Origin of the sequence: Micromonospora sp. WMMD1102 (assembly GCF_029626265.1) — a bacterium.
Lineage (GTDB): Bacteria > Actinomycetota > Actinomycetes > Mycobacteriales > Micromonosporaceae > Plantactinospora.
Map to the genome: position 1 here is coordinate 6182677 of NZ_JARUBN010000001.1, position 21455 is coordinate 6204131.

Sequence of the window (21455 nt, forward strand, 5' to 3'; positions counted from 1 at the left end):
CCGGCCGGCTGCCTATCCGCGGTCAGTGGGCCCCGGCAGCGGTCAGGTCGCGGTTCTCCAGCACCCGCCGGGGATGGCCGCGTTCGGCGACGGCGAGCATCGCCACCCCGAGCTGCTCGGTGCTGGTGACGGAGCGCGGGAACGCCCGGCGCAGCACCGGGCCGAGCGGGGCGAGCAGCACGTAGCCTGCCCGGTAGAGCCGGGTCTTCGACCGGATGCCGTGCAGCGGCTGGATGATGCCGGGCCGGAAGGCGTACGCGTTCGGCAGCAGCCGGAACAGCTCGTTCTCGGTACGGCCCTTGACCCGGGCCCACATGGTGCGACCCCGCTCGGTGCTGTCGGCGCCCTGCCCGGAGACGTAGACAAAGGTCAGCTCCGGGTTGACGTCCGCCAGCACCCGGGCGGCGGCCAGCGTCATGTCATGGGTGATCCGGGTGTAGTCGGCCTCGCTCATCCGGAACGAGGAGACCCCGAGGCAGAAGAAGCAGGCGTCCGCTCCGGCGAAATCACCGGCCGCTGCGGAGAAGTCGAGGAAGTCCGCCCAGACCAGCTCGCGCAGCTTCGGGTCCGGCCGGCCGCTCGGGGCGCGGACCACCGAGAGCACGCTCTCGACCCGGGGGTCCCGCAGACACTCACGCAGCACCCCCTGCCCCACCATGCCGGTCGCACCGAACAGGATCACCTTCATGCCGCGCCTCTCTCGGGCCGTCCGGGATACCGCCGGGTCAGCCGGCGGCGGGGGCCGGGGCGGCCCAGTCAGCCTTGACCGCCATCATCTGGGCGGTCTTGGTCGGGTCGGTCTCGACCAGGTCGCCGAGCGTCTCGTCGATCCGGCGCATCAGCCCGTCGTCGAGGCGTACCCCGGCCGCCGCCGCGTTCTCGGTGACCTGCTCCGGCCGGGACGCCCCGATCAGCGCGGTGCTGACGGCGGGCCGCCGCAGCGTCCAGGCGATGGCGAGCTGGGCCATCGAGAGGCCGGCCTCGTCGGCGATCGGGCGCAACTGCTGGACCTGGTCGAGCAGCCGGTCACCGAGGACCCGCCGGATGAAGGTCGGCGCCCGGCCACCACTTGCCGCCCGGGAGCCCTCCGGCGGCTCCTGACCGGGCCGGTACTTGCCGGTCAGCACCCCCTGGGCGAGCGGCTGGAAGGCGATCTGCCCGATCCCCTCCCGCTCGCACAGCGGCACCACCTCGGGCTCGACCACCCGCCAGAGCATGTTGTACTGCGGCTGGTTGGCGACGATCCGGTGGCGCAGCCCGAGCTGGCCGGCGACGTCCAGGGCGGCCCGGATCTGCGCCGCAGTCCACTCCGAGACGCCGAGGTAGAGCACCTTGCCCTGCCGGACCAGGTCGTCGAAGGCGAGCAGCGTCTCGGCCAGCGGGGTCCGCTCGTCGAAGCGGTGCGCCTGGTAGAGATCGACGTAGTCGGTGCCGAGCCGGCGCAGCGACGCGTGGCAGGACTCGACGACGTGCTTGCGGGACAGGCCCCGGTCGTTGGGACCGTCGCCGACCGGCAGGCAGACCTTCGTGGCGATCTCCACCGACTCGCGGCGTACTCCGCGCAGCGCCTCGCCGAGCAGTTCCTCGGCGGCTCCCCGGGCGTAGACGTCGGCGGTGTCGAAGGTGGTGATCCCGGCGTCCAGTGCGGCCCGTACGCAGCTCAGCGCCGCCTCTCTCGCCACCAGTTCCCCGTGGGTGAGCCAGTTCCCGTAGGTGATCTCGCTGACCAGCAGGCCACTGCGGCCGAGGTGACGGTGCTCCATGGCGGCCCAGCCTAGCCCGGCCGGCCGGGGCGGGTGCGGCGCCGGCCGAGCCCGGCGGCGGCCAGCGCCAGCAGGGCGACCGCGAACATCGCGGTGCCGACCACGTTCACCTGGGGCGGGATGCCGCGCTGGCTGGCCCCCCAGACGTACATCGGGAAGGTGACGGTGGTGCCGGAGTTGAAGTTGGTGACCACGAAGTCGTCGAAGGAGAGCGAGAAGGCGAGCAGTGCGGCGGCGACGATGCCGGGCAGCACCTGCGGCAGGGTGACCAGGCGGAACGTCTGCCACCCGCTCGCGTACAGGTCCGCCGCCGCCTCCTCCAGTCGGGTGTCCATTCCGTGCAGCCGGGCCCGGACGGTCACCACCACGAACGAGACGCAGAACATCACGTGCGCTATCACCACGGTCCAGAAGCCCTGCGGAATGCCGGCGGCGACCAGCAGGGCGAGCAGTGAGGTGCCGAGTACCACCTCCGGGGTGGCGACCGGAGCCAGCACCAGCACGCCGACCGCGCCCCGGCCCCGGAACCGGTGCCGGTGCAGCGCGAACGCCAGCAGCGTGCCGAGTACGGTGGAGACCGCCGTGGCCACGAACCCGATCTGTACGCTGCGCAGCACCGCGGCGCACATCCCGGCTCCCGCACACGGGTCCCGCCAGTTGTCCACTGTGAACTCGGCAAAGTCGTAGGAGAGCCGGCTGGACGGCCGGTTGAACGACAGCCCGACCACCACCGCGACCGGCAGCAGCAGATAGCCGAGGACCAGCCCGGCCACCGCCAGCACCCAGTGCTCGGCGACGAACCGCGCGATCCTGCCCGGCAGGCGGGCTCGGCCGCGCACGTTCACCGCACCTCCTCGGCGGCACCGGGCCGGCGCAGGTAGCCGACCACCGGCACCAGGATCGCCGCCATCAGCAGCACCGACAGGGCGGCGCCCTGCGGATAGTCCAGCCGGACCAGGAAGGCCGCCTCGATCACGTTGCCGACCATGTACTCGGTGGGGCTGCCGAGCAGTTCGGCGCTGATGTAGTCGCCGCTGGCCGGGATGAAGGTGAGCAGCGTGCCGGCCACCACCCCGGGCATCGACAGCGGCAGGGTGACCCGCCGGAACACCTGGGCCGGCCGGGCGTAGAGGTCGGCGGCGGCCGAGCGCAGCCGGGGGTCGAGCCGGTGCAGACTGGCGTAGACCGGCAGCACCATGAACGGCAGGTAGCAGTAGGTCAGGCTGGTCACCACGGCGACCGGGGTGGCGAGCAGCCGGCCGTCCGGGGCGAGCAGGTGCACCGCGCGCAGCAGCCCGACCACGGCGCCGCCGTCGGCGAGGACCGCCTTCCAGGCGAGCGTCCGGACCAGGAAACTGGTGAACATCGGCGCCACCACGCAGAGCAGCAGCAGGTGCTGCCAGCGCCCGGCCCGCAGCGCGATGGCGTAACCGAGCGGGTAGCCGAGCAGCAGCGCCAGCAGGGTGGCCAGGGCGGCGTACCCGAAGGAGCGGCCGAGGTGTGCGCCGTACGCCGCGACCGCGGCCGGGTAGTTGCCGACCGACCAGGTCATCCGGTAGCCGTCGGTGAGCGAGCCGGCCGGGTCGTAGAGGCTGGTGGCGGCAAGCTGCACCGCCGGGAGCAGGAAGAAGATCACCAGCCAGAGCAGACCGGGCAGCACCAGCAGGTACGGCAGCACCCGGCCGCGCCGGGTCACTCCCGCCCCGCCGGCAAAGGTGCGGTCGACGACCCGGCCGGCGCCGCCGGTGCCGCCCCGGCCGCCGGGCTGCCGTCGAGCAGGAAGGCGTGCCGGGGATGCCAGTACGCGACCACCCGGTCGCCGACCGGCAGCCGGGCCGACCCGCCGTCGGCGGCGGCGAAGACCGACAGGTCGACCCCGGCGTCGCCGCGCACCGAGTACTCCGTGCCGACCCCGAGGTAGCCGGCGTCGACGACGGTCCCGTCCAGCCACTGGTGCCCGGCCGGCACCTGTTCCGCCGTGCCGACCAGTCGCATCTTCTCCGGGCGTACCCCGAGCAGCACCGCGCCCGTGTCGACCCGGGACCGGGCCGCCGGCACCGAGAAGCGCCGCCCGTACGCCTCGACCAGCAGGTCGGCCCCGCTGCGCCCGCGTACCGTGCCGGCGAGCAGGTTGGACCGGCCGAGGAAGTTGGCCACGAAGGGGGTGGCCGGGAACTCGTACAGCTCGGCCGGGGCGCCGAGTTGTTCGATCCGGCCGGCGTCGAGCACCGCCACCGTGTCGGCCAGGGTCATCGCCTCCTCCTGGTCGTGGGTGACGTGCACGAAGGTGCCGCCGACCTCGGCGCGCAGCCGCCGCAGCTCACCCTGCATCCGGCGGCGTAGCGCCAGGTCGAGCGCGCCGAGCGGCTCGTCGAGCAGCAGCACCCGGGGCCGGTTGACCAGAGCTCGGGCCAGTGCCACCCGCTGCTGCTGCCCGCCGGAGAGCTGCTCCGGCCGGTGCCGCTGGTACCCGTCGAGCTGCACCAGGGCCAGCATCCGGTGCACCTGTCCGGCCACGTCCGGCACCCGGCGGCGGCGCAGTCCGAAGGCGACGTTCTCGGCCACGTCCAGGTGTGGGAAGAGCGCGTAGCTCTGGAAGACGGTGTTCACCGGCCGCCGGTACGCCGGCAGCCGGGTGACGTCGGTGCCGTCGAGCAGGATCCGGCCGGCGGTCGGCTCGGTCAGTCCGGCGATCATCCGCAGCGTGCTGGTCTTGCCGCAGCCGGACGGCCCGAGCAGGGCGAAGTACGAGCCGGCCGGCACGGTCAGGTCGAGCCGGTCCACCGCGGTGACGTCGCCGAACCGTTTGGTCAGCCCGACCAGTCGCAGCGCGCCGGACGTGTCCGGCCCAGGCTCCTCGACGGCCATCCGGGTCAACCTCCGACGACCTGCTGGAACTTCGACTCGTACTCGCGCTCCCGGGCCTCGTCCAGGGACATGAACACCTTCGACCGGGCCAGCATCGCCGCGTCGGGGAAGATCAGCGGGTTGCCGGCGAGTTCCGGGGCGATCTTCTCCATCTCTGCCTGCGCGCCCTGCACCGGGCAGATGTAGTTGACGTACGCGGCGAGCCGGGCGGCGACCGCCGGCTCGTAGTAGTAGTCCATCAGCGCCTCGGCGTTGGCCCGGTGGGTGGCCCGGTTCGGCACCAGCATGTTGTCGGAGTAGAGCATCACGCCGGAGTCCGGGGCGACGAAGCGTACCCGCTGGTCTTCGGCGGCGAGCTGGATCACGTCGCCGGACCAGGCGACGCAGGCGGCGATGTCGCCCCGGGCCAGCTCGGCGGTGTAGTCGTTGCCGGTGAACCGGCGGATCTGCCCACTCTCGACGGCCCGGCGCAGCTTCTCCAGCGCCGCGTCGAACTGGTCCGGGGTGAAGTTCGCCGGGTCGTGCCCGCCGGCCGCCAGCAGCAGCCCCATGGTGTCCCGCATCTCGGCCAGCGCGGTCACCCGGCCCTTCAGGTCGGGCCGGGTCAGCACTTCGTCGACGGTACGCACCTCGCCGGTGACCCGGCCGTTGTAGGCGAGCCCGGCCAGCCCGGACTGCCACGGGATCGCCCGGGTGTTATCCGGGTCGTAGGTGCGGTCGCGCAGCGACGGCAGCAGATTCCGCCCGACGTTCGGCAGCCGGGCGAGGTCGAGCCGCTGCACCCAGCCGAGGTCGATCAGCCGGGCCGCCATCCAGTCGCTGAGCACGACGATGTCCCGGCCGATCGGCTGGCAGTCGGCGAGCTGGTGGCGGATCTTGCCGAAGAACTCGTTGTTGTCGTTGATCTCCTCGGTGTAGCTGACCCGGATGCCGCTGCGCCGCTGGAACGCCTCCAGCGTCGGCCGCCCCGACCCGTCCCCCTCGGCGACGTCGAGATACTGCGGCCAGTTCGAGAAGGCAAGCGTCCGCTCGGTGTCGGAGTGGTCCTCGCTGACGCAGCTCGCCTCGGTCTGCCGGGCTCCCCGGGTGCCGCAGCCGGCCATCCCGGCCAGCCCGGCCGCCGCGACAAGCGCCGCCGAGCCGGCCATGCCGCGCAGCAACGTCCGCCGGGCGATCGTCGGTCGGGCGATCGTCCGCCGGGCCAACGGGTGCGGGTGCGGGTGGTCGGGCATGCGGCGGCTCCTCCGGTCGTACCGACGGCGCGGTGCGGGAGACTCGATCAGTTGGAGATCCTGACACGGGCACGACGACGCCCCCGCGCCGGCTGGCCGGGGGCGTCTGGCGGCGACTGGCGCGCCGCGCGGTCTCCTTGTCGGGTACGCCGGTCAGCCGCGCCTGGCCAGCCCCACGAAGGCCCGCCACGCGTCCTGGCCGAAGCTGAGCGTTGCACCGGCACGGTCCTTGCTGTCCCGCACGAACACCCGGCCGGGCAGGTTGTCCGCCACCTCGACACAGTTGCCGCCGTTGTTGCTGCTCCGGGTGGCGGTCCGCCACCGGGCGCCGGTCATCTCCATGTCTTCGCCACCTCCCTGATCAGGTCGATCGACGGTCGGCGGGCAGCGCCTCACCGGTCAGGCTGTCCCACCTCTGTCCGAGGTTCGTACGACCGCAGCGCGATGGCCTCCCGCTCGGCCTCGGCCCACGGCCGGAACCACGGCATGTCCCGTCTCCGGTAGGGGTCGGGCCACAACTCGGCAGCCTCCCGTCTCAGGATCGCGGCGACCGCCACCCTGGTCTTCGGGTGTGGGATGCGGCCGGGTGAGAGCCACCGCCCGGCGGTCTTCGGGTCCACGCCCACCTGTTCGGCCAGGGACTCGGCGGTCTCCCCCGCCGTCGCCATCGCCAGCCGTAGCACCTCGTTCATCGCCGCGCCGCCTTTCCGAGTAGGTCGGGTCGTCCAGGCCAACATATCGACGACGTCCGTCTATGTCCGCCCCGACACGGCCATCTGGCCGCCAAAGGCTCCGAACTGCTCGAATGTGGAACACAAGCGCCGCATCACCTCGACGGACTGGGACACCATCCCCGCGAACCCGCAGGTCCGAAGAACGTCCCAGAGTGTCCAAACGAGGTGATCTTGAGCGCGCCTGCCACTGCCACTGCGTCCCGGCGACTCGTCCACTGGCGACCGCGCCCGGGGATCAACCGCAGTAGCCAGCCACCGGCGACTCACCTGGACACCATGGGCGTTATCGCCGCCCCGTTACGCCTCTGGTGTCCAGGTCAACGGACGTGACCCTCGTCCGGCGCCGCAGGGACGGGCGCGGGAGCGGCGCTGACGTCGCCCAGCGGGCGGCCCGGAGGCGGTTGGGCGGCGAGGGCGATCGATCCGGCAGCCCGGCGTCGATGGTTGAACACGTGGTCACCGGCCGCGCAGCGAGCGCCGTCGGCCGGGCGGCCCCGAGGGAGTCAGTGGCTGGGTGGGATGACCCGGAGGTGGCCGCGGCGGCCGGTCTGCTGGCCGGGGTGCTGCTCCGCCTCGAACTCGTCCGGGCGCGGCGGCGCCGGCCGGGCCGCCTCGCGGACTGCCTCGGCGAGCGCCACCAGGTCGTCGGTGGTCGGCGGCGGCGGCTCGAACTCGCCCTCGTGCCGGACCACGTCCCAGCCACGGGGGGCGGTCAGACTCCGGGCGTGCGGTTCGCAGAGGTCGTAGGTGTGCGGCTCGGCGAAGGCTGCCAGCGGGCCCACCACGGCTGTCGACTCGTTGTAGACATAGGTCAGCGTGGCTACGGCCTGTCGGGGGCAGCCGTTGCGGGAGCAACGCCGTGGTGACCTCACGGCGGCACGGTATCTCCATTACCGGCTCCGCCACCACGCTTGGGCTTGCGACACGCCGATAGTGGTGATCACATTCCGGGCAGCCCGCTCCGACACAGCCGAATCCCCGAGCCGATCTTGATTAAAGCAGGTCTACCCTGTCGTCGTGGGCCGTCGTCCACGACTAACGAAGCGGGGTGCAGATGACCAGTCCGGAGAACCGCCGGCCGGGTTCCGGACGCCGGTCGCGGCGGGACCGGCACGGGCGCGGGCTGCGCGGCCGGCTCGTACCGGCCACCGTCCCGCTGGCCAGGACGAAGTCGGAGATCTTCGACGACCTGGTGCTGGACACCGTGGAAACCCTGGAGCGGCGGTTCGCCAAGGAGCTGGCCGGGGTCGAGTTCGCGGTCGAGGACGTGCCGCCGGACCTGAACGTCTACGACTCGGACGTGCTCGAGGACGGCGAGGTGCCGCTGGCCCGGCTGCTGCCCGGGCGCCCGGGGCGGCAGGAGGTGCCACCCCGGATCGTGCTCTACCGTCGCCCCCTGGAGTTCCGCGCGATAGACCGCGAGGACCTCGCCGACCTGGTGCACGATGTGATCATCGAGCAGGTCGCGAACCTGCTCGGCGTCGATCCCGACGAGCTGGCCTGACCCGGGTGGCCCCCACCACCCGGGCGCGGCCGCTCAGGCGACGCGACGCTTCAACTTGCGCCGTTCGCGTTCGGACAACCCGCCCCAGATCCCGAACCGTTCGTCGTGCCCGAGTGCGTATTCCAGGCACTCGGTCTTGACCTCACACCGGGAGCAGATCCGCTTCGCCTCGCGGGTCGAGCCGCCCTTCTCGGGAAAGAACGCTTCCGGATCGGTCTGCGAGCAGAGCGCCCGCTCTTGCCACTCCGGAGCATTTCCGAGCAGGTCGGCCACCTCGAGTCGGCCGTCCATCCAGTTGCCTCCTTATCGCGCACCGGCGCGGCAGCCGGCGCAACCCCCCACGCGGAAGGCGTGTTTGTCCGTCCGGTAGCGATTTGATGCGCTCCGTACGAACGACCCCACTGAAATTACACGTGTGTCATACGTGCGTCGTCAAGCCGAACCTGCTAAATGGAGTCACCCCTACCGCGTGCCCGGACGACTGTGGAGTCATCGGGTCTCGCAACACCTGCCCTATCGATTCAGACCCGGTGCGGGTAACGCCCGCACGGCGAGTTGCGTCGGATATCCGGCGTGGCGCGGCCGGCGCGCCCGAGCCGAAACCTTCCGGACCTGTCCGGCAGGTGGGACGGGCGGGGTCAGCCGGCGTACCCGTAGACGGTGGTCCGGGGTCGGGCCCGCCGGCCGGCGGCGGCGGCTATCCGTTCGAGCTGGGCGACGGTACGCGCCGAGCCGTGGTCCGAGCCCGCCATCCGGGAGATCGTCTCCTCCATCAGGGTGCCGCCGAGATCGTTGCAGCCGCCGCGCAGCAGCTCGGCCGTGCCGGAGTCGCCGAGCTTCACCCAGGAACACTGGATGTTGGCGATCCGGCCGTGCAGCAGCAGCCGGGCCATCGCGTGCACGACGCGGTTTTCCCGCCAGGTGGGACCCGGCCGGGCGATGCCGGCGAGATAGATCGGCGCGTTCGTGTGCACGAACGGCAGCGCGACGAACTCGGTGAAACCGCCGGTCCGGTCCTGCAACCCGGCCAGTACCCGGAAGTGCCCGAGCCACTGGCGGGGATGGTCGACGTGGCCGTACATCATGGTGGAGCTGGACCGGATGCCCAGCTCGTGCGCGGTGCCGACCACCTCGACCCAGGTGGCGGCCGGCAGTTTGCCCTTGGTGAGCACCCAGCGCACCTCGTCGTCGAGGATCTCGGCGGCGGTGCCCGGGATGGTGTCCAGCCCCGCGTCCCGCAGCTCGGTCAGCCACTCCCGGATCGACACCCCGGCCTTGGCCGCCCCGGTGACGATCTCCATCGGCGAGTACGCGTGCACGTGCATGCCCGGCACCCGGGCCTTGACCGCCCGCACCAGGTCCGCGTACGCGGTCACCGGCAGCTTCGGGTCGATCCCGCCCTGCATGCAGACCTCGGTGGCGCCGGCCGCCCACGCCTGCTCGGCCCGGTCGGCGACCTGCTCGACCGAGAGCCGGTACGCGTCGGCGTCCCGCTCCCGCTGCGCGAACGCGCAGAACCGGCAGCCCACGTAGCAGACGTTCGAGAAGTTGATGTTGCGGTTGACCACGTAGGTGACGTCGTCGCCGACGGTGTCCCGGCGGACGTCGTCGGCGATCCGGCACAGCTCGTCCAGGGCCGTCCCGTCGGCGGCGAAGAGCGCCAGCGCCGCCGCCTCGTGCCGGGGCTCCAGCAGCGCGGCCGGGTCGTCGGCGGCCAGCCGCAGCCCGGCCCGCAGCTCGGCACCGGACGCCGGGGCTGCGGTGCTCACCCTCGCGCCGACCTCGGCCCAGTCGCCGTAGACCGAGTCGAAGTCGCCACGCCGGTCGGCGCTACGGCCGGCGGTGTCGATGGTGGCGTGCAGGTCGGTACGCCCACCCGGCACGAACGCGTCGTCCGGCTCCTGCCACGGACGGCCGACCGGCCGGGCCGACTCGACCGCCAGCCCGGTCACCGGGTCGGCGAGCGCCCCGACGTGCCCGGCGAGCCGCGGATCGAGCCACGGGTCGCCCCGCCGGACGTACTCCGGATAGACAGTCAACCGTTCCCGCAGGGTGAACCCGGCGGCAGCGGTACGCGCGGCCAGCTCGTCCAGCTGCGGCCACGGGCGCTCCGGGTTGACGTGGTCCGGGGTCACCGGCGACACCCCGCCCCAGTCGTCGATACCGGCCCGCAGCAGCAGGTCGTACTCCCCCTCGATCAGGTTCGGCGGGGCCTGGATCCGGGCACCCGGCCCGAGCAGGATCCGGGCCACCGCCACCGTGGCGGCCAGCTCGTGCAGCTCCGCGTCCGGCATCCCGCGCATCGCGGTGTCCGGCTTGGCCCGGAAGTTCTGCACGATGACTTCCTGGACGTGCCCGTACTCTCGGGCGCTGCGCCGGATGGCGAAGATCGCGTCGACCCGCTCGGCCGGCGTCTCGCCGATCCCGATCAGGATGCCGGTGGTGAACGGCACGCCGACCCGCCCGGCGTCGGCCAGTACCCGCAGCCGGACCGCCGGCTCCTTGTCCGGCGAGCCGTAGTGCGGGCCGCCGGGCTCCGACCAGAGCCGGGTGGCGGTGGTCTCCAGCATCATCCCCATGCTCGGCGCCACCGGCTTGAGCCGTTGCAACTCGGCCCAGGAGAGCACGCCGGGGTTGAGGTGCGGCAGCAGGCCGGTCTCCTCGAGTACGGCGACGGCACAGGCCCGCAGGTAGTCCAGGGTCGAGTCGAAGCCCCGCTCGGTCAGCCACTGCCGGGCCTGCGGCCAGCGCTCCTCGGGCCGGTCGCCGAGGGTGAACAGCGCCTCCTTGCAGCCCTGCGCGGCACCGGCCGCCGCGATCGCCAGCACCTCGTCCCGTTCCAGGAAGGCGGCCGGCAGCCGGTGCGGCACGGTGGCGAAGGTGCAGTAGTGGCAGCGGTCCCGGCAGAGCCGGGTCAGCGGGACGAACACCTTCTTGGAGAAGGTGACCACGCCGGGCCGGCCGGCGTCGGCCAGCCCGGCGTCCCGGATCCGGCCGGCGACGGCCAGCAGTTCGTCGAGGAACCCGGCGCGCGCGGCGAGCAGCGCGGTCGCCTCGTCCGGGTCGAGGGGCCGCCCCTCGGTCGCCCGGCGCAGCGCCCGGCGCAGACTCGCGACGGTTGGTTGATCAGTCCCATCAGCCACTCGTGCAGCCTAGGCGCACCGCCGGCCGGACCGCGCCCGGCGGTGCCACGCCCGGCGGTGGAGCACCCGGTGGCGCCACGCCCGGCAGTGCCACGCCCGGCGGTGCCGCAGCCGGCGGTGCAGGCTTCGCCGGGTGGCCGGCTCAGTGTGGCTGGGTCGGGTCGTCGTCCCGGTCGGCCGGCGGCGGCTGGGTGCCGGCCGACGGCTGCTGGCTGGCCGGGTTGATCCGCTGGGTGGGCTCGGCCGGCGCCGGCCGCTGCGGGATCACCTGGGTCCGCCCCTCCTCGTCGTCCGGCTCCGGCTTCGCCGACGGGGTGGCGCCGACCGACGGCACCGGCCCGACCGAGGGCACCGGGCCGACCGACGGTGCGGACGAGGCGGGCGCGCGCGGTGCGGGCGGCGCGGAGGCCGGTGGCGCGGAGGCCGGTGGCGCGGAGGCAGGTGGCGCGGAGGCAGGTGGCGCGGAGGCAGGTGGCGCGGAGGCAGGTGGCGCGGAGGCGGGTGCCGGTGGCGCGGATGACGGCGGAGCCGAGACGGGCGGGGCGGACGCGGACGTGGGCGGGGCCGAGGACGGCACCGGCGGGGTGTAGCCGGGCTGGCCGTAGCCGGTGGGCGGGGCGTAGTCGGTCGGCTGGCCGTAGACCGTCGGCTGGCCGTAGCCGTGCGGCCCGGCCTGACCGGCCGGCGGGTAGCCCTGGTACGGAACACCGGGCTGGCCGTGCGACGCCGGCTGACCGTAGGTACCGGGCTGGCCGTACGTGCCGGGCTGGCCGTAGGTCCCGGGCTGGCCGTACGTGCCCGGCTGGGGCTGGCCGTAGAGGCCGGGCTGCGGCTTCGGCTTCGGCACGTGGAAGAGCGTCCGCCACACCCGCAGCACCACGAAGGCCGCCACCAGCAGGATCAGGTACGCCCCGACGAAGACCAGCGTCCGGGTGAACGCCTGCCGGAACTGCGTCTCGGCCAGCAGCCCGAAGATCGCGGCGAGCAGGGTGATCCCGCCGAGCAGCACCGAGACGGCGTACTCGACGAGCGCCACCAGGGTGATCACCCGGGCCTGCCCGACGACCGGCTGGATGTGCGTGGCGAGGAGCACCGCCAGCACCGGCAGCGCCACCTGCTCCAGGCCGACGAAGGCGTAGAAGTTGCCCAGCGACCGGTCGCCGAAGTCGGAGTTCTCCCAGCCACCGAAGAAGAGCTCGATCAGCCCGCTGAACAGGAAGAGGGCGTTCGCCCCGACGAGCACCAGCGCGATCAGCTCGCGCAGCGGCTTGGTTGTCGAACTGGCCTGCGACGCCTCGCTCGGCGCGGGCCCGGGCTGGCTGGTCAAGGCTTCCCCCTGATGGCGGTTACGGACTCCTGCGTCGCCTGAGCCTAGTCGCCCGGCCCGCCCGACGCCCGCTCCGCGTCGATGGGCGAGGATGGACGTCATGCGCATCGTGGTGTTGACCGGGGGCATCGGCGGGGCCCGCTTCCTGACCGGCGTGCGCGCGTACGCCCGCCAGGCCGGTGCCGAGGTGACCGCGGTGGTGAACGTCGGCGACGACGTCGTACTGCACGGCCTGCGGATCTGCCCGGACCTGGACAGTGTGATGTACACCCTCGGCGGCGGGGCGGACCGGGAACGGGGCTGGGGCCGGGCCGGTGAGACCTGGACGGTCAAGGAGGAACTCGCCGCGTACGGCGCCGAGCCGACCTGGTTCGGCCTCGGTGACCGGGACGTGGCGACCCATCTGGTCCGGACCACCATGCTGAACGCCGGCTACCCCCTCTCGGCGGTCACCGAGGCACTCTGCGCCCGCTGGCAACCGGGGGTACGCCTGCTCCCCGCCACCGACGACCGCCTGGAGACACACGTCGTGGTGACCGACCCGGACGGGGACCCGCCGGGCACCCAGCGGGCGATCCACTTCCAGGAGTGGTGGGTACGCCACCGGGGCGAACTGCCCACCTCCCGGTTCGTCTTCGTCGGCGCCGAGGCGGCCAAGCCGGCGGCCGGGGTGCTCGACGCGCTGTCCGGCGCGGACGTGGTGCTGCTCGCCCCGAGCAATCCGGTGGTGAGCATCGCGCCGGTACTCGCCGTACCCGAGTTGCGGGACGCGCTGGTCACCGGCGCCGCACCGGTGATCGGGGTGTCGCCGATCATCGGCGGCGCACCGGTGCGCGGGATGGCCGACCGCTGCCTGGCGGTGCTCGGCGTGCCCTGCACGGCGGCCGGGGTGGGTGGGCTGTACGGCGCCCGGTCGGTTGGTGGCATCCTGGACGCCTGGCTGGTGGACAGCACCGATGCCGGCACCGAGGTCGAGGGGGTGACCGTGCGGGCGGCCCCGCTCTGGATGACCGACGAGGCGGCGACCGCGGCCATGGTCCGGACCGCCCTGGAGCTGGCGTGACCCGTGCCGCCCGGCCGGCGACCGAAGCCGGGCGGACGACCGAAGCCGGGCGGACGACGAAAGCCGGGCGGACGACGAAAGCCGTGGAGCTGGGATGAGACTTGAGGTGCTGCCGGTGCTCGGCATCGGCGACGTCACCGAGGGCGACGACCTGTCGGCGCTGATCGCGACCGCCGCGCCCTGGCTGCGCGACGGCGACGTGCTGGTGGTGACGAGCAAGATCGTCTCCAAGGCGGAGGGCCGGCTTGTCGACGTACCGGTGGACGGGCCGGAACGGGAGGCGGCCCGGGCCGAGGTGCTGGCCGGCGAGACCGCCCGGCCGGTGGCCCGGCGCGGCGCGACCCGGATCGTGCAGACCCACCACGGCTTCGTGATGGCCTCCGCCGGGATCGACGCCTCCAACGTGGACCGCTCCCGGCTGGTGCTGCTGCCGAAGGACCCGGACGCCTCCGCGCGGGCGTTGCGGGCCGCGATCCGCGAGCGGCACGGCGCCGACGTGGCGGTGATCGTCTCCGACACCATGGGCCGACCGTGGCGCAACGGCCTGACCGACGTGGCGCTCGGGGTCGCCGGGATGCCGGCGGTCCGCGACCACCGGGGCGAGGTCGACCCGTACGGCAACAAGCTCAACATCACCCAGATGGCCGTGGTCGACGAGTTGGCCGGCGCGGGTGAACTGGTCAAGGGCAAGTGCGACCAGGTGCCGGTGGCCGTGGTACGCGGCTATCTCGGCGCGGCCGACCCGGACGACGGGCCGGGCGCGGCGGTGCTGGTCCGCAACGCCGAGCAGGACCTCTTCGCGCTGGGTACCGCCGAGGCGCGGGCCGACGGACTGCGCGCCGCCGCCACCCTCGCCGAGTCGCCGGCCGACGGACCGGGCCGCCCGGTGGTGCCGGCCGTGCTGGACGGCACCGACGCCGGGCCGGGCCGGGCGGCGGTCGACCGGGCGCTGGGCACGGTGGCCGGCGTCGTGGCGCCCGGCACGGTCTGCACGCTTGTCACCGACGAGGCACGGGTACGCACCCGGCTCGACGCGACCGCCCCGGGCCAGGCGTACGCCGCCGGTGTCGGGCTGCTCGACTGTGCGCCTCCCGGCCCGGCCGGCACCGATCCCGGGGTGCTGATCCGGTTCGGCGCCGACCTGCACCGGCTGCGGGCCGCGCTGGCCGCCGAGGGTCTCGGCTCCGCCGTGCTGCCGGCACCGGCCGGTCGGATCGGCGCGACCCTGCTGCTCACCGCCGCACCGGCCGGCGACCACCGACCCGCCGGCACCGCCAACGCCAACGCCAACGCCAACGCCAACGCCAACGCCAACGAGCATCGACCCGCCGGCACCGCACCCGCCAGCGCCGGCGACCACTGACCCGCCGGCCGAGGACGGGCTCAGCCGTTGAGCATCGCCCTGCCCAGCGGGGTGAGGCTGTGCAGCACCGTGTTGCGGTCGCGGTGGCTGACCAGCAGCCCGGCGTTGCGCAGTACCCCGGTGTGCTGGCTGGCCGCCGCCGCCGAGATGTTCAGCCGGCGGGCCACCTCGCCGGTCGAGCAGCCGTCGCCGACCACCTCCAGCACCCGGGCCCGGGTCTTCCCGATCAGCGCCGCCAGCGCCACCCGGCTCTCCTCCCGACCGGTCGCCGGCACCGGACCGACGCCCTCGCCGGGAGCCGGGGTCAGCCCGCCCAACCGGTCGACGGGATAGACGAGCACCGGCGGCAGCTCCGGGTCGAGCAGTGTCACCGGGATGCGGGCGCAGAAGAACGACGGCACCAGCAGCAGGCCGCGCCCGTCGAGGTGCAGCTCCCGGTCGGCGGGATAGTCCGGCACCTCCAGTACGCCCGCGTCCCAGCGCATCGCCGGGCGCAGGCTGGCCAGCAGCCCCTCGGTACCGCCGTCGAGCAGGGCGCGGGCCCGCCGTGACCGGTCCGCCTCCACCGCCGCCTGGATCCGGTCCCAGTACGGCTCGATCGCGGTCGCCTGGTAGAGCCGCATCGAGTCGGTCAGGTGTTCCAGTATCTCGACGTCGCCCCTGGCCAGTGCGCTCGCCGAGCCGGGCAGCGGCAGCGGGCTCTCCCCGGCCAGTACGGTCAGGTCCCGTTCCAGTGCCCCGATCGGAGTGGAGCGTACGGCGTCCAGCCCGGCCGCCAGGCCGTACATGCTGTGGTAGGGGGTCAGGAAGTCGGGAAAGTAGCCCCGGGGCGGGTTGAGCGCGAAGAGCAGCCGCAACTGGCCCGGTACGGTGTCCCGGCGCAGCCCGCCGGAGACGCCCCGCCGCCAGCCCGCCATCATCGGGTCCCGGCTGCGCCCCTGTAGCAGGTGCAGGCTGAGGACCAGCTCCCAGACCTGGTCCGCCGCAGGGGCGACCCGGGTCCGGGCGATGTCCTCGCTGGAGAAGAAGATCCGCAGCATGGCGCGCACTCCCCGAATCGCCGGATGGGGGTGGCCCGGCGACCATTCGCACTCTACCCGGCGCGATCTATCAGCGTCTTTCAGCTCAGGCTGAAAGACCTCGACGCCCGGCGGAGCCAGCAGGCATGCTCACTAGGCCGACAGGGTCACCGGTGTCCCGTACAACCGGACAGCCCTGCGGCGTTCCAGGGGGCAGGGGAGGAACGCGGCACCCGGACGGTCGCCACGAGGGTTCGCGGGCGGTGGTCCGTGAAGGGCACTGTCCGGGATGTCGCTTCCCACACCCCCTTCCGCGCTGGGCAACCTAGGCCGGCGTGATCAGCAGCGCGACGCGGTGGTCCTCGTCGGTCACGTAGTAGCGCGCACCGTCCATTTCGGTCAGTCCCTCGACGTTGTGCAGCGGGCCGAGGTCCGCGACCAGCTCACCGGCGAGCGGGCCACCGGCCGCACCGTCGGGCGGCCCGTGGAACCGCACGTGCCGGCTTGTCACGTCGCCGCCGGCCGGATGGTCGTCGAGCAGTACCGAGCGCTTGCCGAGGGCGTCGATCGAGCCGACCACCGCGTCGTACCCGCCGTCGTCGCGGGCCGACAGCGCCCGGAAGCCGGTCAGCTCACCGGGCCGGGTCACCCCGGTCAACGCGTACGCCCCGACGACCCGGGGCCAGCTCCGCCGGTCGAACATCCCGGCCAGCCCCGCCACCTCCAGCAGGATCGGCTCACCCCGCCCGGTCACCGGAAAACGCAGTCCGAGCAGCACGTTGCCGGTCGGCGTGCACGCCGCCGCCTCCAGGTTGATCGGCAGGTCGTCCTCGGCGAGCCGGCCGACCCAGGTCTTCGCCCGGGCGGTGCCCCGGTCCCGGGTCGCCGCGATGAAGCGGTGCCGCACCCGCTCCCCCGCCGCCACGATGCCGAACCCGGCGGCCAGCAGGGCGTCGTTCGCCGCCCGGTGCAGCCGGAACTGGTTGCGCACCACGTGCAGCCGGGGCAGCGGGGCGGCGGCATCGGCCTCCCGGAACCGGGCCACGAAGGCCCGCCGAGGGCGCAACGGGCCGCGTTTGGAGCCGAAGTGCGAGCCGAAGACGTAGACCCAGCCGTCGTGCCGGGCCAGCGCCTCGCCGTCCTCGGTCCGGCCGGTCTCGGCACCGGCGTCCATCGGCAGGTGGTGGGTCGACCAGCCGCCGTCGGGCCGCTCGACAAGCAGGGCGAGGCAGTCCTCGACCGGCCCCTCGTCGAGTACGGTCCAGAACGCCCGGCGGGCGCCGTACGCGGCGAGCACCTCCGGCGCGCGTACCGGCAGCAGGTCGCTCGCCTCGTTGCCGGCGACGGCCAGCTCGACGGTACGCGGAAGGCAGGTCATACCGATCATTTTACGAACCCGGCACTAGGGTGGCGGTGTGCCCGAAGCCCTCTACGCCGACACGATCGCCCTGCTCAGCGCCTGGCAGCCGCCCACCACGGTGGTAGCTGGGGCACGGGACCGGACCCTGCGGCTGCTCGCCGACGGCGGCCCGGCCGCGCTGACCCGGGCACACCGGGCCGGCCACGTCACCGCCAGCGCCCTGGTGCTGGACGCGACCGGCGGCCGGGTGCTGCTCTGCCTGCACGGCCGGTTCCGCCGCTGGGTACAGCTCGGCGGGCACTGCGAGCCCGAGGACCGGACACTTGCCGGTGCCGCGCTGCGCGAGGCGACCGAGGAGTCCGGCATTTCCGGGTTGTGGCTCGACCCGGCCCCGATCCACCTGGACATCCACGAGGTCGCCTGCCAGGGCGGTTCGCGGCACTACGACGTACGCTTCGCCGCGGTCGCCCCGGCCGGCGCGGTCGAGCGGGTGAGCGCCGAGTCGGTGGAACTCGGCTGGTTCCCGCCGGACGCGCTCCCGGAGCCGCTGGCCGGCGCCACCGCCGAACTGGTGGCACCGGCACTCGCGGTCTTCGCCCGGGCCCGCCAGCTGCCCGGACCCGCGCCCGAGGCGTCCGCCGGGGTCGGCTGACTCACAGGTACGGGTGCGCCTCCTCCGCCTCCAGAGCGGCGACGATCTCCTTGACCTCCTGGGCCCGGGAGCGGGAGCAGACGAAGAGCGCGTCCGGCATGTCGACGACCACGGTGTCCTGCACCCCGAGGGTCACCACCAGCCGGTCCGACTGGGTCACCACCACCGTGCGCTCGGTGTCCCGGAGCACCACCCGGCCGGCCGGTGCCGTCCCGTCCGGCCCCTCCCGGAGCACCACGTTGCTGGCGTCGTCGCCGGTCAGCGCCTCGCCGAGGGTGTGGAAGTCGCCGACGTCGTTCCACCGGAAGTCGGCCGGGACGGTGGCGACCAGGCCACGCTCGGCGGCACCCTCCATCACCGCGAAGTCCACCGAGATCTTGGTCAGCTGCGGCCAGAGCCGGTCGAGTACCGCCGCCTGCTCCGGGGTGCCCCAGGCGGCGGCGATCTCGGTCAGCCCGGCGTACAGCGCCGGCTGCTGCCGGGCCAGCTCACCGAGGAAGACGTCGACCCGCCAGACGAACATTGAGGCGTTCCAGTAGAAGCGGCCGGACTCGACGTACTTGACCGCGAGGTCGTACTCCGGCTTCTCCTTGAACCGGACCACCCGCCGGGCCGGGCCGTCGCCGATCGGCTCACCCGACTCCAGGTAGCCGTAGCCGGTCTCCGGGTGGGTCGGGGTGATGCCGACCGCCACCATCAGGCCGTCCTGCGCGGTCGCGATGGCGGCGCCGAGCACCTCCAGGAAACGGGTCTGGTCGCCGACCACGTGGTCGGCGGAGAAGGCGCCCATCACCGCGTCCGGGTCGCGCCGGGCGATGATCGCCGCCGCCAGCCCGATCGCCGCGCAGGAGTCCCGGCGGGAGGGTTCGACCAGGACGTTCTCCTCGGGTACGTCGGGCAGTTGCCGGGCCACCGCGACCGCGTGCGCGGCACCGGTGACCACGTACGTGTTGTCCGGACCGGCAAGTGGACGCACCCGGCGTACGGTCGCCTGGAGTAGCGACTCGTCCGAGCCGGTGAGCGGGAGGAGGAACTTGGGGCGGCCGGCGCGGGAGAGTGGCCACAGACGGGTGCCACTGCCGCCAGCCGGGATCACGGCGTAGAACATCGCCACATCATGCCCTGCCCGCTCGCTGCGGGGCGCGCACACCGGCTGATAACACCCGATCACCGTCCGGGGTCGTACCGCCTTGAACGGGCTCTCCGCAGGTCACGCCCGGGCCCGGCCCCAGGCCGCCAGATGCACCTCGGCACTGGACTCCCAGGTGAACTCCTTGGCCCGGTCGAAGCCCGCCTTGGCCAGCGCGAGCCGCCGCGCCTCGTCGTCGAGCAGCGCCGCCAGGTCGGTCGCGATCTGCTGCGGATCCTCGCTGGTGTACGCCACCGCGTCGCCACCCACCTCCGGCAGCGACAGCCGGGGCGTGGTGAGCACCGGTGCGGCGCAGGCCATCGCCTCCAGGATCGGCAGCCCGAAACCCTCGCCGTAGGACGGGTAGGCGGCGACCAGCGCACCGCCGAGGAAGCCCGGCAGGTCGGCGTAGCGCAGGTAGCCGGGGCGGAGCAGCCGCAGGTGCGCCGGCACGTCGGCGACCGCCCGGTCGATGTCGTCGTCGTGCCCCTGGCCACCGGCGACCACCAGGACGGGCGGCTCCGGCCGGTCCTTGACCGCCAGCACCCAGCCCCGGATCAGGTTCGGCACGTTCTTGCGCGGCTCCTTGGCGCCGAGGAACGCCACGTAGCTGTGCCCGCCGAGGCCGAGCCGGGCGCGTACCCGGGCCTTTTCCTCGTCGCTCGGCGCGTGGAACGCCGCCTGGTCGACCCCGTGGTAGGCGACGTCGATCCGGGTCGGGTCGGCGTCCAGCAGCCGGATCAGCTCGTCCCGGGTCGCCTTGCTCGGCACGATCACCCGGTCGGCCCGGCGCAGCGAGGTCTTGATGGCGCTGCGGAAGAAGGTCCGGCGGGTCTTGTCGTAGTGCTCCGGTTCGGTGAAGAAGGTCGCGTCGTGCACGGTCACCGTCACCGGGCAGCCGGCCCGCAGCGGGCAGGTGTAGAACGGCGAGTGCAGCACCTGCGCGCCGACCTGCTGGGCCAGCAGCGGCAGCCCGGTCTGTTCCCAGGCGAGCCGGGCCGGCCGGTGCGCCACCGCCGCCGGTGCCGGGATCACCTCGGCGGCCGGCAGCATCCGGGAGTACCGCTCGACGTCGGTGCGCAGCCCGACCACGGCCAGTTCCAGCCCCGGTCCGATCAACTTGCCCAGCGCGCCGAGCAGGCCGTCGACGTATCTGCCCACGCCACCCCGGTCGGCGGGGACGCTGGTGGCGTCAATGAGCACGCGGGGCGGGCGACCGGCGGTCACTTGGCGACTCCTCGGCTGGGTGTGATGTGGGGAACAACACTTACGCCAAGCCTACGCCGGACCGCCCCGGAAGCGTCGACTGCGACCCGTCGGGCAACTGTCTTTCCGGTGACTCGACGGCCGCTCTCCCGACTACTCTTCCGACGACTCGGCGCCGGTCCTTCCGCTGACCGCACGCGGCCTCTTTCCGGTGGTGCACGCGGGGTCTTTCCGCTGGTCGCACGCGGTCTCTCCGCGGCTGGTCGCACGCGGTGTCTTCGCGGCCGGTCGCACGCGGTGTCATGCCGGTGGCCCGACGCCGCCGACTCGGGCGGTGCCGCGCCGCCGTGGTCGGTATCGTTCCGGTCGATGACCGAGAACATTGCCGGGCTGTTCGCCGCCGGGACCGCCGCCGACCCCACCCGACCGCTGCTGACCTGGTACGACGACGCCTCCGGGGACCGCACCGAACTCTCCGGGGCGACCCTGGCGAACTGGGTGGCGAAGACCGCGAACCTGCTTGTCGACGCGGCCGGGGTGGCGCCGGCCGATCCCGTCGGCGTGCTGCTGCCGCCGCACTGGCAGACCGCCGCCGTGCTGCTCGGCTGCTGGTCGACCGGGGCGGCGGTGAGCGGCGCCCGGCCCGACGGGTCGGCCCCGGGACCTGTCGACGTGCTCTTCGCCGCCGTCGACCGGATCGGCGAGTCGGCGGCCTGGCCGGCCGGTGAGCAGTACGCCCTCGCGCTCGCCCCGCTCGCCGCCCCGGCCCGGGACCTGCCGCCGGGCTGGGCCGACTACGTGACCGAGGTACGCGGGCACGGCGACCACTTCACGCCGTACCCGGCGGCCGGTCCGCAGGACCCGGTACTCGTCGACCTGGCGATCCAACGCGCCACCGAGCTGGGCATCGACGCCGGTGACCGGGTGCTCGTCGACGCGGCCCGGCACCCGGACCCGGTGGACTGGCTGCTCGCCCCGCTGGCCGCCGGGGCCAGCACGGTGCTCTGCGGCAACCTCGACCCGGCCCGGCTGGACGACCGGGCGGCGGCGGAGAAGGTCACGGTTCGGTTGACGTAATCCACGTCACACCGC

20 protein-coding genes and 1 pseudogene are annotated in these 21455 nt (G+C 73.5%); 5 read left to right on the plus strand and 16 right to left on the minus strand.

Annotated elements, in window-relative coordinates; genetic code table 11:
- Positions 1 to 22: 22 nt before the first annotated feature.
- The 9 genes and pseudogenes from O7626_RS27740 to O7626_RS27780 all read right to left on the minus strand — a co-directional run bounded on the left by O7626_RS27740 (position 23) and on the right by O7626_RS27780 (position 7469).
- Entirely contained in the window at positions 23 to 688 is a 666-nt protein-coding gene (locus O7626_RS27740; RefSeq protein ID WP_278064019.1) for an NAD-dependent epimerase/dehydratase family protein, read from the minus strand.
- Positions 689 to 725: 37 nt separating this feature from the next.
- Complete coding sequence (locus tag O7626_RS27745; RefSeq protein WP_278064020.1) at positions 726 to 1763, minus strand: aldo/keto reductase family protein; 1038 nt, start codon at positions 1761 to 1763, stop codon at positions 726 to 728.
- 11 nt (positions 1764 to 1774) lie between these two features.
- A complete protein-coding gene (locus O7626_RS27750; protein ID WP_278064021.1) occupies positions 1775 to 2608 on the minus strand; it encodes an ABC transporter permease in 834 nt (277 codons plus the stop codon).
- Positions 2605 to 3459: an ABC transporter permease gene (locus tag O7626_RS27755; RefSeq protein ID WP_278064022.1), complete on the minus strand. Its 855-nt coding sequence runs from the start codon at positions 3457 to 3459 to the stop codon at positions 2605 to 2607. Before O7626_RS27755 ends, O7626_RS27750 begins: the two co-directional genes overlap by 4 nt.
- On the minus strand, positions 3456 to 4631 hold the full coding sequence (locus O7626_RS27760) for an ABC transporter ATP-binding protein (RefSeq protein WP_278064023.1): 1176 nt from the start codon (positions 4629 to 4631) through the stop codon (positions 3456 to 3458). The genes O7626_RS27755 and O7626_RS27760 overlap by 4 nt, the downstream gene beginning before the upstream one ends.
- A gap of 5 nt (positions 4632 to 4636) precedes the next feature.
- Complete coding sequence (locus O7626_RS27765; protein WP_278064024.1) at positions 4637 to 5863, minus strand: spermidine/putrescine ABC transporter substrate-binding protein; 1227 nt, start codon at positions 5861 to 5863, stop codon at positions 4637 to 4639.
- Positions 5864 to 6016: 153 nt separating this feature from the next.
- Positions 6017 to 6205, minus strand: a complete 189-nt coding sequence (locus tag O7626_RS27770; protein WP_278064025.1) for a DUF397 domain-containing protein — start codon at positions 6203 to 6205, stop codon at positions 6017 to 6019.
- Between the two features lie 83 nt (positions 6206 to 6288).
- Positions 6289 to 6555 (minus strand): annotated as a pseudogene (locus O7626_RS27775) (helix-turn-helix transcriptional regulator); the annotation flags it as partial.
- Positions 6556 to 7100: 545 nt separating this feature from the next.
- A complete protein-coding gene (locus O7626_RS27780; RefSeq protein ID WP_278064026.1) occupies positions 7101 to 7469 on the minus strand; it encodes a DUF3499 domain-containing protein in 369 nt (122 codons plus the stop codon).
- 182 nt (positions 7470 to 7651) lie between these two features.
- Between O7626_RS27780 and O7626_RS27785 the strand changes: the two genes are divergently transcribed.
- Complete coding sequence (locus O7626_RS27785; protein WP_130462161.1) at positions 7652 to 8101, plus strand: metallopeptidase family protein; 450 nt, start codon at positions 7652 to 7654, stop codon at positions 8099 to 8101.
- A gap of 33 nt (positions 8102 to 8134) precedes the next feature.
- On the opposite strand, the gene O7626_RS27790 is transcribed toward O7626_RS27785, so the two are convergent.
- From O7626_RS27790 to O7626_RS27800, 3 genes are all read right to left on the minus strand, one after another.
- Positions 8135 to 8392, minus strand: a complete 258-nt coding sequence (locus O7626_RS27790) for a WhiB family transcriptional regulator (protein WP_192765159.1) — start codon at positions 8390 to 8392, stop codon at positions 8135 to 8137.
- Between the two features lie 347 nt (positions 8393 to 8739).
- On the minus strand, positions 8740 to 11244 hold the full coding sequence (locus O7626_RS27795) for a bifunctional FO biosynthesis protein CofGH (RefSeq protein WP_278064027.1): 2505 nt from the start codon (positions 11242 to 11244) through the stop codon (positions 8740 to 8742).
- Positions 11245 to 11386: 142 nt separating this feature from the next.
- Positions 11387 to 12571 carry a hypothetical protein gene (locus O7626_RS27800; RefSeq protein WP_278064028.1) on the minus strand — a complete coding sequence of 395 codons (1185 nt, stop codon included), beginning with the start codon at positions 12569 to 12571 and terminating at the stop codon, positions 11387 to 11389.
- Positions 12572 to 12671: 100 nt separating this feature from the next.
- On the opposite strand from O7626_RS27800, the gene cofD reads away from it, so the two are divergent.
- Together cofD and O7626_RS27810 are read left to right on the plus strand one after the other, a co-directional pair.
- The gene (gene cofD, locus O7626_RS27805) at positions 12672 to 13634 is read left to right on the plus strand and encodes a 2-phospho-L-lactate transferase (RefSeq protein ID WP_278064029.1); all 963 of its coding nucleotides are present in this window, start codon (positions 12672 to 12674) and stop codon (positions 13632 to 13634) included.
- A 94-nt stretch (positions 13635 to 13728) separates the two neighbouring features.
- Positions 13729 to 14997 (plus strand): coenzyme F420-0:L-glutamate ligase, encoded by a 1269-nt coding sequence (locus O7626_RS27810; RefSeq protein ID WP_278064030.1) that lies wholly within the window; start codon positions 13729 to 13731, stop codon positions 14995 to 14997.
- A 20-nt stretch (positions 14998 to 15017) separates the two neighbouring features.
- Here the strand turns inward: O7626_RS27810 and O7626_RS27815 are convergent, their stop codons facing one another.
- Positions 15018 to 16037, minus strand: coding sequence for a winged helix-turn-helix domain-containing protein (locus O7626_RS27815; protein WP_278064031.1), 1020 nt, complete (start codon positions 16035 to 16037; stop codon positions 15018 to 15020).
- Between the two features lie 304 nt (positions 16038 to 16341).
- On the minus strand, positions 16342 to 17394 hold the full coding sequence (locus tag O7626_RS27820; RefSeq protein WP_278064032.1) for a hypothetical protein: 1053 nt from the start codon (positions 17392 to 17394) through the stop codon (positions 16342 to 16344).
- 64 nt (positions 17395 to 17458) lie between these two features.
- On the opposite strand from O7626_RS27820, the gene O7626_RS27825 reads away from it, so the two are divergent.
- Positions 17459 to 18028: an NUDIX domain-containing protein gene (locus O7626_RS27825; protein ID WP_278066341.1), complete on the plus strand. Its 570-nt coding sequence runs from the start codon at positions 17459 to 17461 to the stop codon at positions 18026 to 18028.
- Between the two features lies 1 nt (position 18029).
- On the opposite strand, the gene O7626_RS27830 is transcribed toward O7626_RS27825, so the two are convergent.
- Both O7626_RS27830 and O7626_RS27835 read right to left on the minus strand, forming a co-directional pair.
- Positions 18030 to 19136 (minus strand): sugar phosphate nucleotidyltransferase, encoded by a 1107-nt coding sequence (locus tag O7626_RS27830; RefSeq protein WP_278064033.1) that lies wholly within the window; start codon positions 19134 to 19136, stop codon positions 18030 to 18032.
- Between the two features lie 102 nt (positions 19137 to 19238).
- Positions 19239 to 20384, minus strand: a complete 1146-nt coding sequence (locus O7626_RS27835; RefSeq protein WP_278064034.1) for a glycosyltransferase family 1 protein — start codon at positions 20382 to 20384, stop codon at positions 19239 to 19241.
- 348 nt (positions 20385 to 20732) lie between these two features.
- Between O7626_RS27835 and O7626_RS27840 the strand changes: the two genes are divergently transcribed.
- Complete coding sequence (locus O7626_RS27840; protein WP_278064035.1) at positions 20733 to 21440, plus strand: TIGR03089 family protein; 708 nt, start codon at positions 20733 to 20735, stop codon at positions 21438 to 21440.
- The last annotated feature ends 15 nt before the right edge of the window (positions 21441 to 21455 follow it).

What these genes read in the sequence shown, in the direction of transcription:
- O7626_RS27760 (WP_278064023.1), bottom strand. Translation starts at nt 4,631, where the DNA reads ATGGCCGTCGAGGAGCCTGGGCCGGACACGTCCGGCGCGCTGCGACTG.
- O7626_RS27840 (WP_278064035.1), top strand. Translation starts at nt 20,733, where the DNA reads ATGACCGAGAACATTGCCGGGCTGTTCGCCGCCGGGACCGCCGCCGAC.
- O7626_RS27820 (WP_278064032.1), bottom strand. Translation starts at nt 17,394, where the DNA reads ATGACCTGCCTTCCGCGTACCGTCGAGCTGGCCGTCGCCGGCAACGAG.
- O7626_RS27815 (WP_278064031.1), bottom strand. Translation starts at nt 16,037, where the DNA reads ATGCTGCGGATCTTCTTCTCCAGCGAGGACATCGCCCGGACCCGGGTC.
- O7626_RS27745 (WP_278064020.1), bottom strand. Translation starts at nt 1,763, where the DNA reads ATGGAGCACCGTCACCTCGGCCGCAGTGGCCTGCTGGTCAGCGAGATC.
- cofD (WP_278064029.1), top strand. Translation starts at nt 12,672, where the DNA reads ATGCGCATCGTGGTGTTGACCGGGGGCATCGGCGGGGCCCGCTTCCTG.
- O7626_RS27790 (WP_192765159.1), bottom strand. Translation starts at nt 8,392, where the DNA reads ATGGACGGCCGACTCGAGGTGGCCGACCTGCTCGGAAATGCTCCGGAG.
- O7626_RS27765 (WP_278064024.1), bottom strand. Translation starts at nt 5,863, where the DNA reads ATGCCCGACCACCCGCACCCGCACCCGTTGGCCCGGCGGACGATCGCC.
- O7626_RS27785 (WP_130462161.1), top strand. Translation starts at nt 7,652, where the DNA reads ATGACCAGTCCGGAGAACCGCCGGCCGGGTTCCGGACGCCGGTCGCGG.
- O7626_RS27830 (WP_278064033.1), bottom strand. Translation starts at nt 19,136, where the DNA reads ATGTTCTACGCCGTGATCCCGGCTGGCGGCAGTGGCACCCGTCTGTGG.
- O7626_RS27770 (WP_278064025.1), bottom strand. Translation starts at nt 6,205, where the DNA reads ATGGAGATGACCGGCGCCCGGTGGCGGACCGCCACCCGGAGCAGCAAC.
- O7626_RS27810 (WP_278064030.1), top strand. Translation starts at nt 13,729, where the DNA reads ATGAGACTTGAGGTGCTGCCGGTGCTCGGCATCGGCGACGTCACCGAG.
- O7626_RS27740 (WP_278064019.1), bottom strand. Translation starts at nt 688, where the DNA reads ATGAAGGTGATCCTGTTCGGTGCGACCGGCATGGTGGGGCAGGGGGTG.